This window comes from Chryseobacterium gotjawalense (assembly GCF_030012525.1).
GTDB lineage: Bacteria > Bacteroidota > Bacteroidia > Flavobacteriales > Weeksellaceae > Kaistella > Kaistella gotjawalense.
Genome location: NZ_CP124855.1, coordinates 215,955 through 239,371, shown reverse-complemented (window position 1 = coordinate 239,371; position 23,417 = coordinate 215,955). Strand labels below are relative to the sequence as shown.

Below are 23,417 nucleotides of genomic sequence, written 5' to 3'. Positions count from 1 at the left end.
AACATTTAATGGAAATAATTTCCACTTTATTATAATAAGATATATATTTGCTGAACAAAAATACACACATTTGTGCATTATAAAACAAAATCCCCCTGCTTGGAACAGAGAGATTTGCTTAATTAAATGTCAACCCAGATAGGGAAAACTTTACCGGCAGGAGCGTAAATAACTTTTCCTGTCTTAAGTCGGCGAGATTTCCGAAATATCAATCTTTGGGTTTTTCCATTTATAATTCTAGTGTAACTCATACGGAGTAATTTAGAATAATGGTTAAACTTATCACTGAAATTCCTGAGTTCGAGCTCGGGAATTTCTGCTTCATACTAGTCTTTAAAAAGACCTTTGGCATCCAAGCTGCCAATAACTTAGAGGAGTTTTATATCCGCTTTGACAAATATAAAATTTGATTTTGGAATAAAAAAGTTGGAGTTATGCCTAAAAAGCAATTGCTTGCTTAACATATTAAAAATCAGCTTTTTACAATGTTGATAAGTTGTAAACGCGTTTAGTTCGCTAACTTATTGAGTTAGCAATGTTATTGCTGTTGGTAATTGTTCAAATGTTAATGCTTCCATTATTCAATATTTATTTTGTTATATAGGACAAATGTATATTGAATAGTTTATTTAACCTACCTATATTCAGTTGAATAAACTTGGAAACAAGTAGATACAAGTTTGTACAACTTATTTATTGTGTATTAGTAAGATTTGAAATAAAAACTTTCATTTCTGCAACTTCATCTTTATCAGTAACATCATTGAAAACATAATCATTCATTGCGGTACAGCTTGCAATATTCCAATTAAATTCGGTTTTGCAGTAATCGTGAAATTTTTTCGCTATTCTTTCCTTTGGTAGCAAATTAAGTTCCTGTATTGCAGTAAGTAAAAGTTTTAGACGCTTTCCTTGAATATTTTTGTATTGAATTTTAACGCTTTCAACAATATATGTACTATTTGGGTGCGTAATTATTTCCGCCAAGTTATTTGCTTTTGTTTTGGTTTCGTGTTGAGGTGTTAAGGCTTTTAACAAAGGTATAACCTCATCGATGAATATCTTTTCATCTGCAAACCATTCATTTAAAATATCTGCAAATTTTTTATTGTCATTATCTCCATTAGGCAAATAACCATTTTTCAATTTTAATTCCCTTTCACTTAATACAATTTCAAGTTTGATCTTTTCTGGGTTGGAAAATTGCCCTTTCTTATGAAATACAGAACTATTTAACTCTACAAGTAGGTTATTTGTCAATCGTAATAAAGAATCAATTAAACTACTTTTGGTATGCATTTTACTGCTCGAAAGGTAAGTGGTCTACTTTTTCGACAGTTTGTAAATATAGTTTTTTCATTTGAAATTTGCACTTGCCAACCGAAACGGAATCAGGCGCTGCTGAGGAGCAACCTGACAGGGATAAGTTGGCCGACGAAATATAATTTTCAGGAGCACTGCTTTTTGCGGTGCTTTTTTCTGAACAATATTTCAGAAGCTCATGCCTTAATAAAACCTTACGCTGCTTCATATTCCGCCGGGGTTTTAAAGTTCAGTGCCTCATGCGGTCTTTCATTGTTATAATCCTCAATCCACACCGCAGTAAGCTGCTTCACCTGCTGCTGTGAGAAAAATAAATGCGCATCCAGAATGTCTTCCCGGTAGGTTTTGTTGAACCGCTCGATGATGGCGTTCTGCTGTGGTTTTCCTTTCTGGATTTTGATCCATTCGATATTATTCTCATGCAGCCACGTCTGGAACAGACCCGAGGTGAACTCCGAACCGTTATCGGTGCGGATACCCTTGGGTTTGCCATGCTTCTCGATAACACGCTCCAAAAACGTTATTACCGCTCTGGAGGGCATCGAGGTGCGAATATCAATGCCCAGGCATTTTCTGTTATACTGATCAATAATATTCAGGGTCCGGAACCGTGAACCTCTTGCCAGTGCATCACTCATAAAGTCCATTGCCCATTCCTCATTCTGCTCCAACGGGACAGAAATGGGATTGGCAGGATTGTCGAAGCGTTTTCTCTTCATTCTTCTGTAAAGCGAAAAACCATACTTCTGATACACGCGTCGGATTTGAGAAGCACCGAACTCAGGAAATTTCCTCTTCACTTTCACAATGACTTTCTTGCGTCCCAATCTGCTGGTTCCCAATATTGATGTGATGGCTCCTTTCAGCTTTTCATCCTTCGGCGGCATTCGCTTTTCATAATATTTTGAAGTTCGTGAGCGTCCCATTACGCGGCACACCTTAGCATAACTTACATCCGGTTTTATCTCCTGCAGGTAAGCAATACAGCGCTCTTTTTGATAAGGTGTCACCACTTTTTTGCGTTGATCTCCTTCAAAATATCGATGGACAGTTGCTGGTCTGCAACAATACGCTTAAGGCGGGCATTTTCCGATTCCAGCTCCTTAACACGCTGGAGTTCCGAGAGGGTCATGCCGCCGTATTTGCTCTTCCAGTTATAAAACGTCTGCTCGGAAATCCCAAACTCCCGGCAGATCTCTGCCACTTTTTTACCTTCTTGCTGGGTCTGGAGCACCTTTAAAATCTGGGCCTCCGTAAATCTTGATTTTTTCATTGTTTTTTCTTGACGTTAAAATTAATACTCTAATTTTAATCTGTCCAAAAAAAGAAGCCATGTACCGAAATACCTATGTACTTATTGTAATGACCTTCACCATTTAGAAAAGGTATTTGCTTTTGAAAATGCTCTTTTAGGTTTGAAAAAAATGAAATTTCAAAAGGAAATAATTTAAACCAATTTTCATAAATTTTTAACAGATTTTCCAAGTCATCTTTTTGCTCTCTTACTTCTTTTTCTTTTGATTCAGAATAATTTTGTTTAACGAAATCTAATATTAATGCAGAATTTTTATCGGAAATATTTAACTCTAAATGATGAATAATTTGTCTAATAAACTCACTTAAAAATAATGGTTCTTTAATTGCCGGTACTTTACCAAAACTTTCAACGGTGTATTCTATGTAGTCTGTAATTTCATAGTGTAATCTTCCCCAAAAATAGGATCATTTAAAAATATAGTTTTTAAATTTGAAAGACTATGAAAAACAGTAAATTTTCAGAAGTTCAGATCATCAAGATATTATCTGAACAAAATCAGGGAAAAACGGTAAATGAGATTTGCCGGGAGCATGGAATTAGCCAGCCAACCTTTTACAAGTGGAAGAGCAAATATGGTGGATTGGATGTTCAGCAACTTTCAAAAATGAAAGAGATGGAAAAGCAACTTTCGCAATATAAAAAGATCGTAGCTGAGCAAACTTTGGAGATTGTCGTCTTAAAAGATGTGATCGAAAAAAAGCTCTAACGCCTTGTGAGAAGCGTGAGTTGGTGGATTATTCGAAAGAAATCCATAACATGAGTTTGCGCAAGGCGTGCAAAGTGTTCAGTTTAAGAAGTTCAGTTTATTATTATCGTCAGGTATTTAAAAGTTCAGATGATGAGATCCGTGCAGAACTTATTTTACTTGCAGATTCTAATCAAACGTGGGGCTTTTGGATGATGCACAATCGGTTGAAAAACTTAGGCTTTGGATGGAATCACAAAAGGGTTTATCGGATTTATAAGTCGATGAGATTAAATTTGCGAAGTAAAAGGAAAAAGCGGCTTCCAGCACGGATAAAACAACCACTGGTTCGCCCCATCTATCCGAACGTTACTTGGAGCATGGATTTTATGCACGACAGTTTGGAAAATGGCAAAAGCGTGAGAACCCTTAATATCATTGACGATTTTAACAGAGAGATTTTAAACATCACTATTGACAGCAGCTTGCCCTCTGCAAAAGTAATCTCGCAATTGGAACAATTAATTGAATGGCGGGGAAAACCTGAAAAAATAAGAGTGGACAACGGACCGGAATTTATTGCAGAAAAAATGAAAGATTATTGCAACAAAGAGAATATCGAACTAAGCTTTATTCAACCAGGGAAACCTACACAAAACTCATTGATTGAGAGATTTAACAGAACATTCCGGACAGAGTTTTTAAGTGTTTACCACTTTGAGAACATCAAACAAATGAGAAATTATGCAGAAATATGGATGTGGATGTACAATAATGAGAGACCGCATAGTGCGTTACAATACCTTACACCACGGGATTTTTTATTGAAATATGGAAAACTCAATCAAAATAGCGCAAATGAGTTTCCCACATTCCAACAAAATTTCAACAACGACAACAATAAAATATTAACAAAAAACTCTACTTTTGAGTGTGCCTAAACAAGGGAAGATTACAATAGTAATAATCATCACTATCAATATTATTTTTAATATGATTAAGGGTGAAAATAACTTTATCTGCAACCATTTTAGGCACTTTGTCATAATCAGTTTTTTTGAAAATTGGCAAATGAATAAGCATTGAGTGTTCTGGGCAACAATTAGGAAATGCTTTTCTGTTCATTTTACCCTCATACAATTTGGTTAAGTCAGAATGTATTTTTTTATGATTCTTAATACACGTCTTGCATATTTTATAATCATGCTTTTCTCCTATTGTCGGTTGAGTTTCAAATGGTATTTCATAAGTTCCTGTACTTGTTAGCTCAATTAATTGAGTATTAAAATACGGAACAGCTTTTAGTTTCGTTCCAAGGAAAGTTATTTTTCTGTCTATCATCTGTCTTTTATGCTTTAATTTTTCAATTATTAATTATCTGTTTTTTGATATTCTCATTAAAACTATAAATTATTTCATTTCTATTTTCATCAATAGAATAATCAATTAAATTATAATATTTCTGCTTTGCGGAAACCATTACATCTAATTTGAAAATTTTATAATTTCGGTATTTGTCAGGATAAATAAATGCTCTCATAAAATTAGCAAGAAATCCCTGCGCTTTACTCATATCTGCAACAGCTAAAATTTCTTCTATATTTGAAAAATTCATTTGTTCACAACAATAACTTTCAATCATAAACAAATTATTTTCGTTTGCATAATTGTACGCAACTTCTTTTATGGTTTTGTTTTGGTCTTCGCACAAAAAATAAAAATAATTTACATTGTAAAACAAATCTTCTAAATCTTTATCACTTTCTTTTATCGGTTTCTCAAAACCGTCTAAATGCAGAAACTTTTTAATTACTGAATATTCGCCGTTTTTGTACTCTAAAAATGTGTGAAGTTTCATAAAACAATTTTTGTATTAAATATTCAGTTAAATAACCTTTTATTAAAATTGTCAACCATTTCATAAAACTCTCCCCACCCTCCAAAATGATACATCGTATTGAGTCAAATTTCAATTTCTTTATCATACTTTGCAAAATGCAAAAATTCCTTTTCGATAGATTCATAGACAAGTCTTTCGCGACTTCCTGTTTTTAAAAGTTCCTCATCTGCTTTTAATAGCTTTTCTATTTCATTTTTATTCATCATAAAAATCCAATTTTTGTCCTGCTCTCATAAGTTACTGAACTTTGAAGCAATTATTCTAATAAAGTAGATATGAATTTTCTCCCCAACTATACCTTAATTGTTACCGTTATTTCTTGGTACGTACTATCTCCGGTTTCAGAATCTTGAAAAACTCTGTCAACCCTTTGAAGTATTCTACCTTCTGAGCTATTTATATAAGACAAGATTTCAATCAACCACTTTCCTCTTCTGAATTTCAATTTCTAGTTCTGTAGTATTTCCCCCGCTTCGCAAAAACGTCCTCACTTGTAGAGATCTACACATTATTAGGTATAATCATTTAAAACAAACCTACTATTTTATTTAAAGCAACATGCCATAAAAACCAATAAAATTAGGAAAACAATATCATAATAAACTAATAGTTGGTGTGATACAAATCATCTCAAATCATAGCAATAAATATCCTTACAGTTATAAATTTATATCATCAAAAACTGAAATAATCTAATTCTTTTTGTAAGAATAACTGATTAGTGAATAATTTAAATAATATTACTATGAAAAAATTTTTATTCTTTGTGTATTTATTTTTTTCCTTTATAGGTTTTGGGCAAATTTTCAAATTCACATTCGCGGGTTCTTCAACTTGTCCCACGCCGGATAATACCCCTATTATTCAGAACCTACATACAACCGTTACCCCATTACTAAGACAGAATGTAAATTGTAGTGCAACAGCGTCTTCTTTCAATAGTAATGCATGGCCAACAGGGGCGACACAAAATGAAAATAATTATATAGAGGTTACGGTTTCAGCCTCTGCAGGATACCAGCTTAGCATATCCTCTTTTTCTTTTGATATGCAGCGAAGCGCATCAGGCCCTACATATGGAAAAATCGCTATAGACAAAGGAAGTGGTTTATTTTCCCAGTCTTTTGACATTGCACCCAGCGAATCGTCCCAAAATATAAACTGGGATTTCGATGATTTCACAGTATCATCAGGTCTTACCGTTCGTTTTCGAATTTATGGCTGGCAGGCATCTGCAGGTACCGGCACCTTAAGGCTTAATCATGTGACATTATCTGGAGCGGTAACGCTACAAAATGGAGTTGGAACAGGAAACAGTCCATTTACGGCTTCAGGAGGTAATGTAGGTTTAGATAAAATACCTACCCAAAAATTAGATATTAACGGAAATATACGTACCAGCGGTAAGTTATTAGTGGGAGATATCGGCGACGGTGCTGTTAACATCCTGAGCGATTATTCTCTGGCAGTAAATGGCGGTGCTTTATTTACGTCAGCAACTGTAAAACTTAATTCGAACTGGCCCGACTATGTTTTTAAAAATAATTATCAGTTAATATCACTGGAAGAAGTTGAAAAACACATCATTGAAAAGGGGCATTTACCAGATATTCCTTCTGCCAAAGAAGTAAAAATTTCGGGAATAAATTTAGGAGAAATGAATGTAAAACTTTTAACAAAGATTGAAGAGCTGACCCTTTATTCTATTGAACAAAATAAGAAAATTAAGAAACAGAGTGAACAGATTGAAAAACTGGAAAAATCTCTACAGAATATACAGAAAGATCAAAAATAATAATGATGAGAATAAAAATTTTTGCTTTAGTACTGTTGATGCCATGTATATTTGTTTTTTCTCAGACACAAATTTACTTCAACTACGATGATGCAGGAAACCAAAGATACAGAGGTGATAGTAGTAGTGGTAGACAATCAGACGCTACAACGCAACAAACGACTGCCGTATCATCCCAACAAAATGAAGAAGAAAATTTTTGGGCACAAATTGTTGTGTACCCGGTTCCTGTTAAGGACATACTTACGTTACAATGGACAACTGATGCTGATGTATTGATTGATACGGTATCAATGTATCAATATGGGATTCTTAACTGGAATTTTCAGCAAAAAAACCTTCCACATCTAAACCGCCAGATTCAAATTAGCATGGCAGGCTATTATCGGGGAATATATGTGCTGGCCTTTACCTTAAAAAACGGTAGGACATATACTAAAAATATCATAAAACAATAGATAATTATCCTCCTTTTCATACAATCAAAATAAGACACTATGAAAAAATTCTATTCTCTGTTTGCTTTATTTAGCGTGGCATTAAGTTTTTCACAAACCATTTTAAATCAGTCCGAAACCTCCTCAAGAATTATAGAAGATCCTCAAGAGATTAAAATGCTTCCGGGGTTTAGTGCTAATTCTGCAAATATTAATTTATTTGTCGCTAAAATTTCTGCTTCAGATAGTCCTGCAAATTCTGATGCAGGTGCCAGCAATTCTTCGGGTACTATTGGCAGTAATTTTTTTCATGATACGCAAGGTAATATTGAAGTAAACGGCGGCGGGCAATTGCAGTTTACTTTGCCTATTGCCTTACCGCCAGGAGTGAAAAGTGTGGCACCGCAGATTAATCTGGTTTATACCAGTGGTTCTGGAAATGGAATTGCCGGTTATGGCTGGAATATATCGGGGTTCAGCTCTATATCAAGAGTTGGAAAAACCATTATGAACGATGGTGAAGTTCAGGGAATCAGGTTGGATTATTCTGACTATTTTAGCCTTAGTGGGCAAAGATTAATTTTAAAATCAGGAACGTATGGGAAGAATGGTTCAGAGTATGTGACAGAGAAGTACTCTAATATTAAAATAAAATCAGTTGGAACCATTATCGGGCAGAAATGGGAAGGGCCCGAATATTGGGAGATCACCTTCGAGGATGGTTCCCAAGCCTGGTACGGCGCAATAGGTTCTGCTGCCAATAACGCAAGAACTCCAATAGAATATAATATTGTAAAATGGAGAGATCCCCAAGGAAATATTATTAATTATTATTATGAACAGTACAATAATACTGCTATTATATCTGCAATTTCATGGGGAGAGAATGAGGCATTAGGAAAAAACAGTTTCAATGAGATTCTTTTTAATTACATAGCGAGAGATTTAAAAGAGGCAACCTACGTTAATGGTTTGCAATTTATTCAGTCTAAATTGTTGAGCAATATAATTGTTAACACGAACGGCAACCTCTTTAAAAAATATGAGGTAAACTACAAAAAATCAGGCACAAATTATCAGTTTATTAATTATATAACAGAAAGGAACTCTGCAGATCAGGAAGCCAATCCTGTTGTATTCACAAACCAATCTGATAATTTTGTTCCCCCTACCACTTTTGCGCAGAATTCACGATTTGATGATATTTACGGAGAGAATATTATTTCCGGTGATTTTGATGGCGACGGAAAATTGGATTTTGTGAAAGACAACAATATTATGCTCGCCCGTTTGGATGGTAATAATCAGGTTTACAGTCTTAATATACAGGGGACTGTTCTTTCAGCTATCACTTATGTAAAAAATGACGTACTACTCAATAAGCAGGTCTTACTTACCTATGAATCCGATTACCCAAATAAGAAATTAATATTGAATATATATGAGTTCGCAGATGGTGAAGCTCACTTGATAAAATCTTACGTGTCCGATTTAAGCCAATATCCCACACTTTCTGATGAAACTACCCCACCCCCGCCTGTTTATGAAGACGGTGGAAAATGTCCTGGATATTATGATGGGGAAACTGGAGATTGGATATGTCATCCGATTACATATTACTATAAATATGTTGCTAAAGCTCAAGATGCAGATTTTAATGGCGATGGTATATCGGATATCTTACTCTCTGTTTCTCAGCAACAGATTAAACATCATTATGTTTGGGATGATAGCATAGGAGGGTTCTTCCCTATTGACAGTGTTATTAGGCTAAAAAATAAAAATCTTTTTTGGTATTATGCCAACCCTCAATTAGTAGATTCTAATTTCCCAGACAATACAAAAGTTGCCGATTTCAATGGCGATGGAAAATCTGATTTACTTAAAATTGAGGACAACAGTATCCAAGTGTATGAAATGACTACGCAGGGGCAATTTAACAACATATTTTCAACGACCAAAGAGTCTCTTGACGAAATTATGTATTTCGGAGACTTCAATGGGGATGGTAAAACTGATATTTTAGCACCGATAGCAAACGATTCCTCAAACTGGATAATGTATATATCAACAGGAAATGCTTTCAGGAAAGAACTTTATACCAATTTGTACCTTTATAAACCCATTAATCAAGGATCGCCACGAAAAAACAGAAATACGCAGAGAACATATGCTACTCCTGATCTCAACAAAGACGGCAAAAGTGATTTCCTAATTTTTGAATCGCAGGTTTGGTTTCGGGACGGTGTCCTTGACTGGAATAACCCTGATTCAAGCTATGGATTCAATTATTTAAGAAATGAAGGGGTTGACCCCAATGGCAGGCCCATATTTGCCAATGTTTATCATATTGATCCAAAAGAACTGAATTGGGATGGTGAAGATATTAATTATTCTATGTATGGGGAACATTACATTCCGCTATTTGGTAACTTCCGAATTACACAGTTAAATACTGATTTTGCTATCATTCACAAAACTAAACTCATTACTTGGGATCTCGGAAATAAAATCAACAAGATTTCCAAAATAAAAACCATTACTCAAGGAGGCATAAAAACTGAAGCAGGATATGCTTCACTTACTTCGGCCGGCAATATTTACAAAGCTAATGATACTGCTTCTTTACTATATCCTTATGTGAATATTATCGAAAATATAAATTACGATATTGTTTCCACCCTAATACAGGGAGACAGAAAGCAGGATTTCCGCTATAAAGATATGGTAGGTCATCTCCACGGCAAAGGGATGTTGGGTTTTCGGCAGTCTGCACGTTCAACATTTTATGCAGGCGGTCTCGAAAGCACCAAAGTATGGAGTGGATCTGCAATGAATCTGGTGGATGAAGTATTACCCGCAAAGGAATGGAGCATTAAAACAACATCTGAAGATGCTGTATTTCCAGCGGACATTTCTCAATACAATAGTGAGCTTCTATCATTTAAAGGATATGAATACAAAATCGAAAAACGCCTAAACGGAAATATTGTAACCAGTTATTCAGAGGCCGATAAACCCAAAATTGTCACTGCTGTAAATCCGCACATTACCACCTCTAAAGATTTCCAAAAGGATATTAAGACTGTACATATTGTTTTAAGCTATGATGATCTTTATCTTCCGACAAAATCAACAACTGATATTAATGAAGGATTTGCCACTACAACTACAGAAGTAGCTTACAATGCTCCGATAACTGCAGGAGCAAACTACAGTATAGGAAAACCACTGTGGAAGACAGAAACGGTTCAGGTTTATGGAGATATTAAAAACGGAAAGGAAGAGTATGAATACAACGGCAGTTTATTGGTCAAAAAGAAAACATATAATAGGGATAATACGCAATATATTGAAGAATTTTATGGGTACGACGGCTTCGGTAATATCATACAAAAAACAGTAAGAAACCCTTACAATAATGATCAGGTACAGGCGGCAACGATAAAATCCCAATATGATGATAAGGGTCGGTTCGTCATCAAAAAAACGGATCATCTGGATCTCACAACATTATTTACTTATAATAACTGGGGACAGATTTTGACACAGACTGACCCGCTGAATAATAAACTTACCAATTCTTATGATGCCTGGGGAAAACTACTGACTTCCAATACCAATCTTAGCGGAACAACCACTTTTACTTATGAAAAATTAACCAACGGAGATGCGAAGGTTACAGAATATTCACCCGATGGCGATCAAAAAGTCACCTACGTCAATATTCTGGGCCAAAGTTATAAATCATCTGTAAAAGGATTTGCACAGGGTGCTTATATAAGCTCCGAAATAAAATATGACGTTTTAGGAAGAAAAATTAAAGAAAGTGAACCGTATTTTGAAGGGTCAGCAGCCACCAAATGGAATATAACCGCGTATGATGAGTATTCAAGACCTATAAATTTTACTTCGTTTACCGGAAAAACAGTTGAAACAACCTATCAGGGCAGAACTGTAAAGACCATAGAAACTAACAATAATAACCGTTCTAAAACGCAGGTTTTTGATGCAGCAGGCAAACTCTATTCGGTTACCGATCTGGGAGGTACAATTACTTATAAATATAATGCTGCAGGAGAAAATACGGAAGCTAAATATGGCACTAATACTGTTAAAACAGGCTATGACTATTGGGGTAGAAAGAACTTTTTTTATGATCCTGCCAACTCCGTGGATGAAAACCATGCTTACCGATATGAATATAACGGTTATGGGCAACTTATACACGCAATAAGTCCGAAAGGACACAAATATTACCAATATAATACTTGGGGACAGCAATTCAGACAAACGGAGGTTGCCAACGACAACACCTCTACCAATAAGAACATCATCTTTCAATATGATATTAAAGGAAGGCTTATTAAAAAAACCGGTACCAACAAAGGAGAATACTATGATTCACATATAAATTACGATGCTCATGGACGGGTGGTTTCCTCGGTCGAAAGCAGTAACGGAAAAAGTTACTATAGGAAAAATATTAAATATGATGATAAAGGGCGGATAGTCTCCTATGAAAAAGGGTTGTCTTCCTCAGGCAACATTACTAAAGCAACTGTAGAAAATATATACAGTGTATGGAACGGAGAATTGTATCAGGTGAAAGATCAAACATCAGACAGGATACTATGGGAACTAACCGAGACCAATGACAAAGAACAGGTTCTGAAGGCCAAATTAGGAGGAACTGATATCGAAAATACTTATGACGGCAACAGTTTCCTTTCTTATATTAATCATAAAAATATAATAAACGGAAACACGGTATTGTATATCAACTATTCATTCAATGCAATTAAAAATGAACTGAATAGCCGAAATACCGGAGGTAGTCTTAATATCTTAGAATCATTTGAATATGATGAAAATAACAGATTAAAAAAATGGTCTGATCCAAAAATTCCCGGATATTTTTTTACTAACGAATATGATGATCAGGGTCGTATTAGAGGAAATGACCAGATCGGAACAATTAAGTTTGAGCACCCCTCTAAAATCTATCAGCCTACAGGTGCTACCCTTAATACAGCTGGAGAGCAGAACTATACAGGAAATTTGATTCAGAAGATCTCTTACAATGAGAACAATGATCCTGTTTTTATTGATGGTGAAAAAGGAGATGTTTCTTTTTCGTATGGTTTAACATCCATGAGACAGCGTGCAACGTATGGTGGAAATTTCGGAGAAGGAAATACCGGCAAGTATACTAAATATTACAGCGAAGAAGGAAGTTACGAGATCACCGTAGATCATATCACTGGAAAAGAGAGGCATATTTTGTATATTGGAGGAGATCCTTACTCCAGCAATATTATTTTTGTTAAAAATTTTGAAGAATCTGCAGGCTCTTACAAATTTCTGCATAAAGATTATTTAGGAAGCATTCTTGCCATTACAGATGAAGCAGGAAATATATTGGAGCAACGGCATTTTGATGCTTGGGGTAACCTTACATTTTTCAAGATTGCCGGTGTAGATCAGGACGTTAAAATATTCAATGAAAAGTCTTTGGTGGACCGAGGGTACACCTCTCATGAACACTATTCAGAAGTTGGCATCATTCATATGAACGGTCGCCTTTATGATCCTTTGTTGAGAAGATTCCTGAACGCAGATGAAAATATACAAGATCCCCAAAATACCCAGAATTACAATAAGTATGGATATGTGCTGAATAACCCGTTGCTCTATAATGACCCAAGCGGAGAATTTATCGACCCCATAAGTATGGGAATTGCGATAGGAGTTGCTATCTTTACTTCAATTGCGACCGACTATTACATGAACAGGCCTGTGGATATTGGCAACATGTTTCAATCAGTAGTGATGGCAGTAATGTCAGCCGGCATGTCAGATGGATTAGGAACCGCATTTGCGATCGCCAAAGATGCCAAATTGGTTCCAAAAATTCTCAACGCTGTTGCCAAAGCCGGCGCACATGGGGTAACCCAAAGCATTGTATCATCTGTACAGGGCGGGAATTTCGAAAGCGGTTTTTTATCTGGTGTATTCGCAAGTGTCGCAGGAGATTTGTTAGATTTAGGAATTGGAAATTCTGGTGAATTCAGCGTGGTTAGAAGCAAAGGCTTTGCATTGCTTACAGGTGCAGTAAGTGGCGGTACCGGTTCGGTTTTAGGCGGCGGTAATTTCTGGATGGGTGCTGCACAGGGAGTTGTAGTGACGGCTTTTAATTATTTGGCGCATAGATCAGGTGCAACTTCTCACAATCAAAAATCAGAAGATTATCTTTTATATGATGGAGATGAAATAATTTGGTACAACAGCCAAGGAGTCGTGCTGGAAAGATTTCCAGCAACATCCGGGCTACCCGGCTATCAAAATGCAAATTATCAAAACGTTGCTGATGCAGGACCTGTACCACAAGGAAAGTATAATGTTAATTTAACTCTAGATCCAAATAGAACTGTAAATATTAACTCAAGAACAGGTGAAACTACCCCTGGAAATGGTATTGAAACAATACCTAGTACATTCACAACAAGTTCAGGTAAAACATATAGTTATCCCGGGTGGGGCACGATAAGAGCTAAATTAAATCCGTCAACGGGAACAAATACTTACGGAAGAAATAATTTTTACCTACATGACTCACATAAAGGCTATTCACATGGGTGTATCGAAATAGGGAGAGGGTTTTTCCCTAAGTTAATTCAATATTCGAAAAGTCATTCTTCAATAAATATTATTGTGAAATATCAATATCAAAATACCTCAACTTTAGGAAGAACATTTTACTAATATATTATGAAAAATTTATTTCTTTATGCACTATTGTCCCTTTATACGGGAAGTAGTAATATTAAAATCGACGGATTACTCAATGAATATTATCAAAATCAAAATATTAGGTTTGAAATAACAAATTTTGATTCTTCAAAAAAATATTATTACATAAGTGTGGAATATTGCGAAAATAAAATTTGGTCAGAATTGATTAATGACATTAATAATCCAAAATTAAACATGTCTCTTATTAGTGAAATCGATCCGAAAGAAAAAATAAAGGTGAATATACCCGTCAAAAAGATTTTTTATTTAAAAAATTTTTTAAATTTTAAACTATATCGACTCAAAGTTAGTTACGGTGATTCAAATAATAAATTGAATAGAAAATATTATTCAAAAAACTTTAAAATAGTTAATTGACCAAATTAGAATCCAAGGCAAATTCAGTGTTGTTCGAGTAATGGATTTGCTTTGTTCACAGTAAGTGGTGGTACCGGTTCAGTATTCGGAGGCGGACGTTTGGATATACTAATTTAGCGTCCAGTAAAAGTTAAGCATAAAACCTTAATTTTAACATATGAAACGAGAGAGAAAAATCTACGATCCAGCTTTTAAAACAAAAGCAGTGCAACTAAGTAACGAGAGGAGTAATGTCTCGGAACTCGCACGAGAACTTGGAATCCAAGTCACATTGCTTTATAAATGGCGCAAAGAATATGAAGAATTTGGAGAAGGAAGCTTTCCTGGGAAAGGAAATTTAAAACTAACACCGGAGCAGGAAAGAATCCATGAACTGGAGAAAAAGCTCAAGGATGCAGAGCTGGAACGGGATATATTAAAAAAAGCAATCGGCATTTTTTCCAAGAGCGGTCGATGAAATATGAGTTCATTAAAAATCATGAATTCCTATTTCCGATTGAAAAAATGTGCGTGGTTTTGGAAGTTGGTTCCAGCGGTTACTTCAAATGGAAAAGTAAGCCAATCTCCGCTAGATTGCTTTTGAAAGAAAAAATAAATCACCACATAAGTTTAATTTATTTTGCCTCAAAACAGCGTTATGGAAGCCCACGGATTACTTTTGAATTGAACGCATTGGGTTACAAAATATCAAGAATAACAGTTGCTAAATACATGAAAGAACTGGGTTTGAGAAGCAAATTAAGTAAGAAGTTTAAAGTTACAACCAACTCAAAACACAATTATTTGGTGGTGCAAAATGTGTTGAATAGGAATTTTAGGCCTACCAATGCATCCCAAACTTGGGTATCTGACATCACTTATATTCAAACCAAGGAAGGTTTTTTATACCTCACGACTGTTATAGACTTGTACGACCGAAAAATAATTGGCTGGAGCTTAAGCGATGGAATGAGTACCGAAGAAACAAGTCTTGCAGCATGGAAAATGGCAATAAAAAACAGAACGGTTCAAAAAGGATTAATTTTTCATTCAGATAGAGGTGTTCAGTATGCAAGCAAGAAATTCGCTAATACAATTGAGTTCTATGGCGTAATAAGAAGTATGAGCAGGAAAGGAAATTGTTGGGACAATGCGGTGGCGGAGAGCTTTTTTAAGTCATTGAAAACCGAGCTGATTTATGGCAACAAACTTATCTCAAAAGAAAAAATGGAGTTAGAAATCTTTGAATACATTGAAATTTGGTACAACAAAAAAAGACGTCACGGTACACTAAATTTTAAAACAATAGAAGAGTTTAATAATCAAAACAAAATTTATCAAAATGTAGCTTAACTTTAACTGGAAATTTTATTTGCATATCCACTTTATATTTGTCAATATCTAGACCTTCTTTTTCAGGAACATAACGAACTGCGATCGATCTTAGTAGAATTATATATTGATTATTAGCGTTGGTGAAATTTTAGTTTCTTGATGAGGTCCAAAAAGTATTGCTCTCCCCATAGATCAAGTACGGAGGAGTCAGGAATGAACCGAATCACATCTTCCTTGACGCTGGCAAAATTCACCGATTTGATCTTCTCTTCTAAAAGCTGAATGACCTGCGCTTCATTGATGGTCTCACCCTGCCAGTCATCAGTATCCTGAGCACGGAGCAAAAAGTGGTCGAGATCCAACGGAGTTCCTTTTTTGATATACCACTCAAGGTCATACCAGTCCCTCCCCTTCACCCTTTTGATCCATTTCCGAAATAATAAGGCGTGCATCTTACCAGCAAACAGACTGGGCATTTTAAAACATTTAACATAAAATGAAAAGGGTCGCAACAACAATTTCTCTTCAGTTTCAAAACCTAAAGGCGGCTTGCGGTCTACTTCGATCTTAATCTTTACATTGGGAAGAATCCCTACACCCATCTGTGGTACAACGTCTTCCAAAACAAGCTCTTTCCACACCGTGCCTGATTTTAAAAATGCAGACTCTACATTGGATGCGGTAGATTTCTTTTTCTCCTGGATGCTGACACTGATTCCCAAAGCTTCAAATTCTTTGACGACCGCTTCAAAGTAAGGTTCGAGGGAAAACTTTTCGTCCGGCTCCAACAGTGAAAAATCAAGATCTTCGGAAAATCGATCCAAATTGTAGAAAATGCGGAGTGCAGTGCCGCCATAAAAAGCTGCTTTTTCAAAAAAACCAGCACGTTGAAGACCCGCCAATGCAATTTCCTGCATAATTTCCCGAAGTGCATCATAGACATCTTGCTTGGTTTTGGGATTGTATTCTTGTAACCACTCTTTGATCATAAGGTACTAAGTGTTTTTGTTAACATCTCTAAACTTGTTTTTTTTGGTGCATCCTGGATCCAGGAGTCAATCGCATCTATATTGAGCTTGATGAGCATATTTTCATCGATGCGCATGTCCTCGGTCAGAAATGTGATGACCTGGTTAATACTGCGCAATAATATTCCCGAGGTAGTCACGATCTTATCACAGATGGCCTTTTCCGGAGACGCCATAAGAACAGCTTGTTTCTTTGTGAGATTCACACGTTCAATGCCCATAGAATAATAAGGAAGAGGCAGACGATGGTAGCTAAAACGGGCTATCTCGGTATTGTAGGATTTGGTCGTTTTGGTCGTTGCGGAAGTAACCTCATATACGCGTTCCGGAATAAATGCCCAATGTGAAAGTGCGGCTTCCAATGAAACATAGCTTGGTCCTCTAAGGTGATTGGCCACCAGAAATAATTCAGGGGATACGATATCAAGTTTTGATCCTGGCACATATAGTCCTTTCTTTACTGTTCTAAGATATCCAGCTTTTACCATCTCCGAGATCTTGTCGTTCGGACGTTTGTAATCTGACAGCAAGGAAAGCATGACCTGTCTTGTCAGAGGTTCCTCTGAAAAATTTTTGATAAGATGGGACAATGCTAACATTTGTAAATATTTAATACAATAATCGGAATTTTTCCGATTATATGCAAATTTTTTTACATTATTCGAGTTATTATACTATTCCGATTCATATTTACATAGTTTCCAAAGCCTGGCGTGCTAGCTTAGTTTATCATCATTAATAACTTATAGGCTCATAAACTACCCCAGTAGAATTTCTACAGAAGAGCGTTTACGATCTTTATACAAAAACCATGAGATATTAATAATCTGCAGATAATCACTTTCGGCGCCCAGCTTCTCTAATTCTTTCTCCGTTAAAAGTTCTGAGGTTGAAATATATTCTCCTGTACGCGGAAAAAATGGAAGATTCCATTTGATTTTTACGTTTCCGTGTTGATAACATAAATGTACTTTCATATTTTTTTTACTTCTAAGATACGTATTTCAGAATAAATTTTTACAATGAAAATACAAACTATGGATCTCGAACAAAAATGAGTCCATAAGCGGAATGTAATCATGTCATAAACAGATTCTTCTTTTAAAGCTTTTAAACCTTAACTTTCCTCAAAAGTAGAAATAACACATTCAATTCACGATCTAAATACGCAATAAACAAAAGTGCGTTTTAAATCACTTTACTATTACTTATATTAAAATATTTATTATTGCTATTATTACAATGCGCTAAATGTCACTATTAAGCGACAAGTGAAAATACTTGCTTATGTGATTTCCAGAAAACATGTTCCCACAAAAAGAGGAAACATGTTTTTCGGAACATGGATTGATGCCGAAAGTGAATATTTTGACATCGCTCATTTTCCAAAGGGTCTGGAGCAGTATCTTTTCAAGGCGGAGGATGTTATTTGTTATTGGGTACGGTAGAAGTAGATTTTCATTTTCCGACCATTACCATTCATAAAATGGCAAAAATGCCTTTTATACCCGATCCCAGATATTCGATGGACAAAGAAAAATCTTTAGAAACCACAAGAAACCTACATGAAGACGTAAGTATGACCCCATAGAAAACCTTATCCCCAAGAGCACTAAATTGGATTGCCTAGAAATAAGTTCTCTGCACAAAATTAAGGTAAATGATTCTCCGTAGGTTAAATTTTATTTTTCAGAGAAAACTCTATGGCTTCTCTGTTAATTTCTTCTTTCGATTTATTTGCATTTTGAAGCAGAAACTCATCTATTTTCTTCCTATCAAAAAAAAGAATTTTTCCATTAGGTTTCGAAAACGGAATCAAATTCTCATGTACGAGTTTATAGATATAGGATTTTTTAAATCCAGTATAATCTGAAAGTTCTTCAACATTAAAAATAGTTTTTAATCCGAAAATATGTTTTTCAATCCGGTTAAGTTTGTGCAGAATAATTTCGTTCTTTTCCATTTGTTTCGTTTAATTGATTTAATGAAACAAAAGTCAACATCAAAAACCATATACACAATACAATCAATAACTTACAGTCTAAATACAATCAAATAAGATTAAAAACTACTGCTTCGAATTCAAATCTACTTTAATGGAAAGGTTAAGAACCAAAAATTAGGATTTGAATTTAATCGAGTTGCAACACAAAAAAACTATCATCTACATTTCAATATATAATTCAGGAATAATCTCAGCTGCCTCTTTCATTTTTGAATCCACGATCTTTGCATAAATTTGCGTTGTTCTCAATTCTCGATGTCCAAGCCTTTTAGAAACAGTGTAAATATCTGCTCCGTTTTCCAATAACAAAACTGCATTTGTATGCCTTGCTGAGTGAAAAGTAATATGTTTAGGAACTGCTGCGCGATTACACCAACGGATAATTTCAGTATTGTAAGTCATCCCATATTTCAATCCTCTGAAAACTCGATCCTGTGGATCCTGCCTTTCTCCAAGAATTTCTCTGGCTTGTGCTGAAATATAAAGATACTCTACTCCATCGGTTTTCTCTTGCCTAAAATTGACTTTAGAAAACTCACCTTCATCACGAACTTCTGACCAAGTCAAAGTATTAATATCTGACCAGCGTAATCCCGATAAACAAGAAAACAAAAACGCTTTCTTTAGTACTGGATATTTACATTCCGCTTTTGCTAAAGATTGTAATTCCTCGAATGTTAGGTATTCTCTCTGGCTTTCAGCTTGTTCAAATGATTTTATTTTTGCAGCATAATTGACTGTAAGATAACCTTCATCAAAAGCATTTCTTAATGCCGCTTTAAATTTATTAAAATAAGAGTATTTGGAATTTTGAGAGAGTGGTAAATCACTTTTAGTGAGAGCATCGTTTTCAAAATATTTTCGAACTTTTTTGATGAAATTTTCATCTATTTCGTCAAAGGTCATATTTTTTGAAACAACCTTTTTCAGATGTTGCAAAGTGGAAAACCAATTACCATAATTATTAGAAGAATCTTGTTTTTGCTTTTCTTCTGTTAACTCCTCAAAAAATTTAAGAAATAGCCTTTTTGATTTTACTTTATCTTTTAGCTCATATCTTCCTTGGATAAACTCTGCCTTTCTGATTGCTAAAACATTTTCAGCTAATTCTAAATTCTCTTTATTTTTCTTCTTTTCAACATTATTTTTTGGAACAGAAAAGAGATAAATATCTAAGTTTTCAAAATTTCGTAGATGACGTCTTTTTCCTTCTGCAGTTATTTCAGATCCTCTGTAGTATTCGATTGACAGGCTAATTCTACCATCTTTTAATTTGCGTTCACTTAAAGAAATCTTCATAATTTATTATTTTGTACTACTTTGTACTACTTTTAATCAAAAATTATTTCGAAGTAGTACAAAAGATGTACAAATATATAAAATAAACGCTACCAAGAGAAAATAAAATTCACATAAACCACTGTAAATCAAACAAAAGAACACAAAAGAAACTAGAGGAAAAGCAATTTATTTCCCGATACATAAAGTAATAAGTACTGTAAATCAATACTTTATATTAATGAGGTACAAATAAGGTACAAACAAAACCTTAATTGCTCCAAAAACGGTAAAATAGTGATGAGGTGCTGGCCAACATTTAGAGTAGATATTCTCTAACATCTCATCAATAAAAAATAAAAGTTTTTTTCAACCTACATTTACTACATTATCTACATTGATTATTTTTTTCCGAATAATTTATTTAACTGCTTCATATTTAATGCTCCAGCAGTCCGAATTGAACGGTCACCTTTATCAATAAGATTATTGACTTTGTCAAATTTGAAATTTCCGTAAAAGCCTCCTATTGCTTTATCAAATTCTAATATCATATTGCCCTCAGGAAATTCTAAAGTAATTGTTTCTTCTTTTTTAGTTTCAAAATGCTCTTTGAATATTTGATAAATATTCTCTAATGTATCTGCATTTGTGGAAAACTCAAAAGTGTAGTAAGATAAATCTAAATTATTTACCTGTAATAAATTAAATGATTGAAAGTCTCGATATTCTATCTTTGCTTTAGTTTTATCATTCCTTTGATAAAGTATTGTGTGTGCATAGGCATTGCCTACTTTTTCCCAATTATCGGAACTGTCTTTGATTGTAAATTGTCCAAAAGCTAAAGACGAAATAAAAATAAGTAGTAAAAATAGTTTTTTCATAGTGTGTTAATTTATTTATCAAATCTACAATATTTAGAGGAAAAAAAACAGCCTAAATTTAGACTGCTTTAAAGTTTGGATGATATTTCTAATCCAATGATTGTAAAACAGCCTCAATTGTCTGCAACTGTTCAGGCCTTAATTTACTTATCTTTTCCTCAGTTAGTTCTATTCCATTAATCTGAATGAAGTTATTTTGGTTGTTAATCCTTGCCTTTCCTTTAGTTCCTGTTGCTACATCTAAAAACAAACGTGCTGCTCTCATATCTCCATTTATTGAATGTCTCAAAACCTCAGCCATAACTTTTGGAATCATAAATTTAAACTGCTCATCTATTCCTTTGTACAAAGGGCTGGTCTGAAATTCTTTAAAATGCTTATCTACTGTTTGCCTGCTCAATCCTGTGTATTCTGCTATTCTACTCTTTGTTGGCATTCCTCCACACGTTTGAACATAATCAGTAATTGCATTCATTATATTACTGTGATTAATTTCCCAAATTTGAGTGCGTTTTTTTTCGGGTAAAGAATCAATTACCTTATTTAACAGCTGGTCTTTTGCTTCATCTTTGGCCTCATTATAATTCTTTGCAAAGAAATCATTAAACAATATTAATTGCTTTGAAGTTAATTTATTTAAGTCCTCACAACCTATTTTGGATTGTTTCAACAACCTATCTAAAAACTCTGAATCTGTAAACTTTTGTAAAGTTCTTTTCTTTGCCTCTTTTGAATTTTCTAAATATCTCTCTTTATTCATTAGTTCAATTTTATTAATTTATAATTTGGAAATTCTGTTGCTTCAATTACTTTTTGAATAACTAAAACATCTAATAAATCTGTTGCATTATTGCCCTTTAAACCATCTGCCTCAAAACTCTCTATTATTTGTCTATAACTCATCTTTTCAAGGCCTAAAAACATCTGTGCTGTCATTTCTGCAAGTTCCTGAACAGGGAACAACCTCAGCCCTGTTTTTATCCTTTCCTCATAAGTGTAATGCTCATAAGATTTACTTTTACCTTTCCTGAAATCTTTAGAGTTAAGGTTTATAAGAATATCTGCCAAATCTGCACCTTGCTGCCTTTGCTGGTTATCTGCTAATTGCTCTAATAAATCTGAAAATATAAACCGTGTTGCTGGCAATCGTGTTTCATATTCTTTTGCTTTATCCTGCCATCTTTTAAAGGTGCTGCCATCTTTTGACAAATCAGGAAATACAAAAACATCTCTGCCCTCTAATACTTTCAACTTATCAAAATTAAAACTGCTCTCATTGTAAACTGCTAACCAAATAAGGTTCTTTGGTATCTCAGGATTGCCAAAATACAAAGTACCGTAAATGGCCGTTTTTGGGGCTTCTACCAATGCAATTGGATTAAGTGGAAATCTATTTAATAAATGCTCACCAAATAGACAATTAAAATAACCGTTATCTGTTCCGTAATCTATGTAACTGCTCAGCCAATTAGGAATAATTTTGCTATCCTTGCTTAAACCGTTCAAAATAACTTTATCTAATTTGTCTGTTGCTGAGGTGTTGTTATACTCATTAAATTGCTTAACCTGAACGGCTCTAACATTATCTGCCTTGTCAATGTATGGAAAGGTAATTGCACCTGCTCTATATCCTTTAGTAATAGTGCCTAAACGGTATTGCTCAATAACTTTAGTAACCTCATCTGTACTGAAAGGAAATTGCACCCTGTGCAAAAGGTTCTGTATAAATGTATTTTGCTCATAACCTTTTAAAGTTGCTCTGAATGTTTCAAAATCAAAATATACAGGCTCAGCATCTTTGGGCTTAAATTTAATAGGCTCTAAAACTCTGGTGCTACTTGTTTCAGAAAAGTATTTTTGGTCAAGGTTATTGCATTGTAAAATACAATTGTATTTGGCCTCATCTACAAAATAGGCTGCAATATAAATTCCTTTCAACATCTGCTCTAATACAACGCTTTTTGGCAAAATCATTTCCTTTGAATTCTGTTTAACTACAAAGGCCTTATCTGTTATTTCCTTAATACTGTCAATTGCGACAAAATAAGTTAACATTTCAATTGGTGGGGCTGAATGAAAACCGCAACTACCTTTTCTGTCACATCTGCCGTATTGCTCAGGTGCAAACTGTTTTGAAACCTCATCAATATAAAGTACAAATCTTTTTTTGCCGCATTGTGGGCAATGGTTTTTCTTACTACTCTTATCTAAAGTATATCTATAAATCATAATTTTTCTCTTTTTGCGTTCACGGTGTTCACAGTGTTCATAGTGTGA

Annotated in this window: 21 protein-coding genes and 1 pseudogene; 8 read left to right on the top strand and 14 right to left on the bottom strand. The window is 34.6% G+C overall.

Features of this window, described 5'->3' with window-relative positions; translation table 11 throughout:
* Positions 1 to 693: 693 nt before the first annotated feature.
* The 3 genes from QGN23_RS01025 to QGN23_RS01015 all read right to left on the bottom strand — a co-directional run bounded on the left by QGN23_RS01025 (position 694) and on the right by QGN23_RS01015 (position 2,596).
* Complete coding sequence (locus QGN23_RS01025) at positions 694 to 1,299, bottom strand: hypothetical protein (RefSeq protein WP_282905192.1); 606 nt, start codon at positions 1,297 to 1,299, stop codon at positions 694 to 696.
* Between the two features lie 218 nt (positions 1,300 to 1,517).
* Positions 1,518 to 2,336 carry an IS3 family transposase gene (locus QGN23_RS01020; RefSeq protein WP_282904627.1) on the bottom strand — a complete coding sequence of 273 codons (819 nt, stop codon included), beginning with the start codon at positions 2,334 to 2,336 and terminating at the stop codon, positions 1,518 to 1,520.
* Positions 2,330 to 2,596, bottom strand: coding sequence for a transposase (locus QGN23_RS01015; RefSeq protein WP_282904626.1), 267 nt, complete (start codon positions 2,594 to 2,596; stop codon positions 2,330 to 2,332). Before QGN23_RS01015 ends, QGN23_RS01020 begins: the two co-directional genes overlap by 7 nt.
* Positions 2,597 to 3,080: 484 nt before the next feature.
* Here QGN23_RS01015 and QGN23_RS01010 point away from each other — a divergent pair, with 484 nt between their 5' ends.
* Together QGN23_RS01010 and QGN23_RS01005 are read left to right on the top strand one after the other, a co-directional pair.
* Positions 3,081 to 3,347 (top strand): transposase, encoded by a 267-nt coding sequence (locus QGN23_RS01010; RefSeq protein WP_133439681.1) that lies wholly within the window; start codon positions 3,081 to 3,083, stop codon positions 3,345 to 3,347.
* A gap of 23 nt (positions 3,348 to 3,370) precedes the next feature.
* On the top strand, positions 3,371 to 4,267 hold the full coding sequence (locus QGN23_RS01005; protein WP_282905191.1) for an IS3 family transposase: 897 nt from the start codon (positions 3,371 to 3,373) through the stop codon (positions 4,265 to 4,267).
* On the opposite strand, the gene QGN23_RS01000 is transcribed toward QGN23_RS01005, so the two are convergent.
* The 3 genes from QGN23_RS01000 to QGN23_RS00990 all read right to left on the bottom strand — a co-directional run bounded on the left by QGN23_RS01000 (position 4,248) and on the right by QGN23_RS00990 (position 5,432).
* Positions 4,248 to 4,667 carry a hypothetical protein gene (locus QGN23_RS01000; protein WP_282905190.1) on the bottom strand — a complete coding sequence of 140 codons (420 nt, stop codon included), beginning with the start codon at positions 4,665 to 4,667 and terminating at the stop codon, positions 4,248 to 4,250. The two genes, QGN23_RS01005 and QGN23_RS01000, sit on opposite strands and share 20 nt — an antisense overlap.
* A gap of 22 nt (positions 4,668 to 4,689) precedes the next feature.
* A complete protein-coding gene (locus QGN23_RS00995) occupies positions 4,690 to 5,184 on the bottom strand; it encodes a hypothetical protein (RefSeq protein ID WP_282905189.1) in 495 nt (164 codons plus the stop codon).
* A gap of 104 nt (positions 5,185 to 5,288) precedes the next feature.
* Positions 5,289 to 5,432, bottom strand: coding sequence for a hypothetical protein (locus QGN23_RS00990; protein ID WP_282905188.1), 144 nt, complete (start codon positions 5,430 to 5,432; stop codon positions 5,289 to 5,291).
* 539 nt (positions 5,433 to 5,971) lie between these two features.
* Here QGN23_RS00990 and QGN23_RS00985 point away from each other — a divergent pair.
* The 5 genes from QGN23_RS00985 to QGN23_RS00965 all read left to right on the top strand — a co-directional run bounded on the left by QGN23_RS00985 (position 5,972) and on the right by QGN23_RS00965 (position 15,963).
* Entirely contained in the window at positions 5,972 to 7,021 is a 1,050-nt protein-coding gene (locus QGN23_RS00985; RefSeq protein WP_282905187.1) for a hypothetical protein, read from the top strand.
* 2 nt (positions 7,022 to 7,023) lie between these two features.
* Positions 7,024 to 7,479 carry a hypothetical protein gene (locus QGN23_RS00980; protein ID WP_282905186.1) on the top strand — a complete coding sequence of 152 codons (456 nt, stop codon included), beginning with the start codon at positions 7,024 to 7,026 and terminating at the stop codon, positions 7,477 to 7,479.
* Between the two features lie 39 nt (positions 7,480 to 7,518).
* The gene (locus QGN23_RS00975; RefSeq protein ID WP_282905185.1) at positions 7,519 to 14,223 is read left to right on the top strand and encodes an FG-GAP-like repeat-containing protein; all 6,705 of its coding nucleotides are present in this window, start codon (positions 7,519 to 7,521) and stop codon (positions 14,221 to 14,223) included.
* Between the two features lie 6 nt (positions 14,224 to 14,229).
* Positions 14,230 to 14,631 (top strand): hypothetical protein, encoded by a 402-nt coding sequence (locus tag QGN23_RS00970; RefSeq protein WP_282905184.1) that lies wholly within the window; start codon positions 14,230 to 14,232, stop codon positions 14,629 to 14,631.
* 157 nt (positions 14,632 to 14,788) lie between these two features.
* A protein-coding gene (locus tag QGN23_RS00965; RefSeq protein ID WP_282905183.1) for an IS3 family transposase occupies positions 14,789 to 15,963 on the top strand; the annotation gives its coding sequence in 2 pieces (ribosomal slippage) (positions 14,789 to 15,056 and positions 15,056 to 15,963; 1,176 coding nt in all).
* Between the two features lie 113 nt (positions 15,964 to 16,076).
* On the opposite strand, the gene QGN23_RS00960 is transcribed toward QGN23_RS00965, so the two are convergent.
* From QGN23_RS00960 to QGN23_RS00950, 3 genes are all read right to left on the bottom strand, one after another.
* Positions 16,077 to 16,934 (bottom strand): nucleotidyl transferase AbiEii/AbiGii toxin family protein, encoded by an 858-nt coding sequence (locus QGN23_RS00960; protein WP_282905182.1) that lies wholly within the window; start codon positions 16,932 to 16,934, stop codon positions 16,077 to 16,079.
* A complete protein-coding gene (locus tag QGN23_RS00955) occupies positions 16,931 to 17,572 on the bottom strand; it encodes a type IV toxin-antitoxin system AbiEi family antitoxin domain-containing protein (protein WP_282905181.1) in 642 nt (213 codons plus the stop codon). Before QGN23_RS00955 ends, QGN23_RS00960 begins: the two co-directional genes overlap by 4 nt.
* 159 nt (positions 17,573 to 17,731) lie before the next feature.
* Positions 17,732 to 17,950, bottom strand: coding sequence for a hypothetical protein (locus QGN23_RS00950; RefSeq protein WP_282905180.1), 219 nt, complete (start codon positions 17,948 to 17,950; stop codon positions 17,732 to 17,734).
* Between the two features lie 285 nt (positions 17,951 to 18,235).
* On the opposite strand from QGN23_RS00950, the pseudogene QGN23_RS00945 reads away from it, so the two are divergent.
* Positions 18,236 to 18,589, top strand: a pseudogene (locus QGN23_RS00945) (DNA polymerase III subunit alpha); the annotation flags it as partial.
* Positions 18,590 to 18,648: 59 nt separating this feature from the next.
* Here QGN23_RS00945 and QGN23_RS00940 read toward each other — a convergent pair.
* The 5 genes from QGN23_RS00940 to QGN23_RS00920 form a co-directional block, all read right to left on the bottom strand.
* Entirely contained in the window at positions 18,649 to 18,936 is a 288-nt protein-coding gene (locus QGN23_RS00940; protein ID WP_282905179.1) for a helix-turn-helix transcriptional regulator, read from the bottom strand.
* Between the two features lie 201 nt (positions 18,937 to 19,137).
* Entirely contained in the window at positions 19,138 to 20,277 is a 1,140-nt protein-coding gene (locus tag QGN23_RS00935; RefSeq protein WP_282905178.1) for a tyrosine-type recombinase/integrase, read from the bottom strand.
* 380 nt (positions 20,278 to 20,657) lie between these two features.
* Positions 20,658 to 21,140 (bottom strand): hypothetical protein, encoded by a 483-nt coding sequence (locus QGN23_RS00930; RefSeq protein ID WP_282905177.1) that lies wholly within the window; start codon positions 21,138 to 21,140, stop codon positions 20,658 to 20,660.
* Positions 21,141 to 21,228: 88 nt separating this feature from the next.
* The gene (locus QGN23_RS00925; protein WP_282905176.1) at positions 21,229 to 21,900 is read right to left on the bottom strand and encodes a helix-turn-helix domain-containing protein; all 672 of its coding nucleotides are present in this window, start codon (positions 21,898 to 21,900) and stop codon (positions 21,229 to 21,231) included.
* A complete protein-coding gene (locus QGN23_RS00920; protein ID WP_282905175.1) occupies positions 21,900 to 23,369 on the bottom strand; it encodes a DUF6371 domain-containing protein in 1,470 nt (489 codons plus the stop codon). Before QGN23_RS00920 ends, QGN23_RS00925 begins: the two co-directional genes overlap by 1 nt.
* Between the last annotated feature and the right edge of the window lie 48 nt (positions 23,370 to 23,417).

Coding starts and splice junctions, on each gene's coding strand:
- QGN23_RS00980 (WP_282905186.1), top strand. CDS start 7,024: ATGATGAGAATAAAAATTTTTGCTTTAGTACTGTTGATGCCATGTATA.
- QGN23_RS00925 (WP_282905176.1), bottom strand. CDS start 21,900: ATGAATAAAGAGAGATATTTAGAAAATTCAAAAGAGGCAAAGAAAAGA.
- QGN23_RS01015 (WP_282904626.1), bottom strand. CDS start 2,596: ATGAAAAAATCAAGATTTACGGAGGCCCAGATTTTAAAGGTGCTCCAG.
- QGN23_RS00995 (WP_282905189.1), bottom strand. CDS start 5,184: ATGAAACTTCACACATTTTTAGAGTACAAAAACGGCGAATATTCAGTA.
- QGN23_RS00990 (WP_282905188.1), bottom strand. CDS start 5,432: ATGATGAATAAAAATGAAATAGAAAAGCTATTAAAAGCAGATGAGGAA.
- QGN23_RS00985 (WP_282905187.1), top strand. CDS start 5,972: ATGAAAAAATTTTTATTCTTTGTGTATTTATTTTTTTCCTTTATAGGT.
- QGN23_RS01010 (WP_133439681.1), top strand. CDS start 3,081: ATGAAAAACAGTAAATTTTCAGAAGTTCAGATCATCAAGATATTATCT.
- QGN23_RS00940 (WP_282905179.1), bottom strand. CDS start 18,936: ATGGAAAAGAACGAAATTATTCTGCACAAACTTAACCGGATTGAAAAA.
- QGN23_RS00935 (WP_282905178.1), bottom strand. CDS start 20,277: ATGAAGATTTCTTTAAGTGAACGCAAATTAAAAGATGGTAGAATTAGC.
- QGN23_RS01000 (WP_282905190.1), bottom strand. CDS start 4,667: ATGATAGACAGAAAAATAACTTTCCTTGGAACGAAACTAAAAGCTGTT.
- QGN23_RS00960 (WP_282905182.1), bottom strand. CDS start 16,934: ATGATCAAAGAGTGGTTACAAGAATACAATCCCAAAACCAAGCAAGAT.
- QGN23_RS00955 (WP_282905181.1), bottom strand. CDS start 17,572: ATGTTAGCATTGTCCCATCTTATCAAAAATTTTTCAGAGGAACCTCTG.
- QGN23_RS00975 (WP_282905185.1), top strand. CDS start 7,519: ATGAAAAAATTCTATTCTCTGTTTGCTTTATTTAGCGTGGCATTAAGT.
- QGN23_RS00930 (WP_282905177.1), bottom strand. CDS start 21,140: ATGAAAAAACTATTTTTACTACTTATTTTTATTTCGTCTTTAGCTTTT.
- QGN23_RS01025 (WP_282905192.1), bottom strand. CDS start 1,299: ATGCATACCAAAAGTAGTTTAATTGATTCTTTATTACGATTGACAAAT.
- QGN23_RS00950 (WP_282905180.1), bottom strand. CDS start 17,950: ATGAAAGTACATTTATGTTATCAACACGGAAACGTAAAAATCAAATGG.
- QGN23_RS00970 (WP_282905184.1), top strand. CDS start 14,230: ATGAAAAATTTATTTCTTTATGCACTATTGTCCCTTTATACGGGAAGT.
- QGN23_RS00920 (WP_282905175.1), bottom strand. CDS start 23,369: ATGATTTATAGATATACTTTAGATAAGAGTAGTAAGAAAAACCATTGC.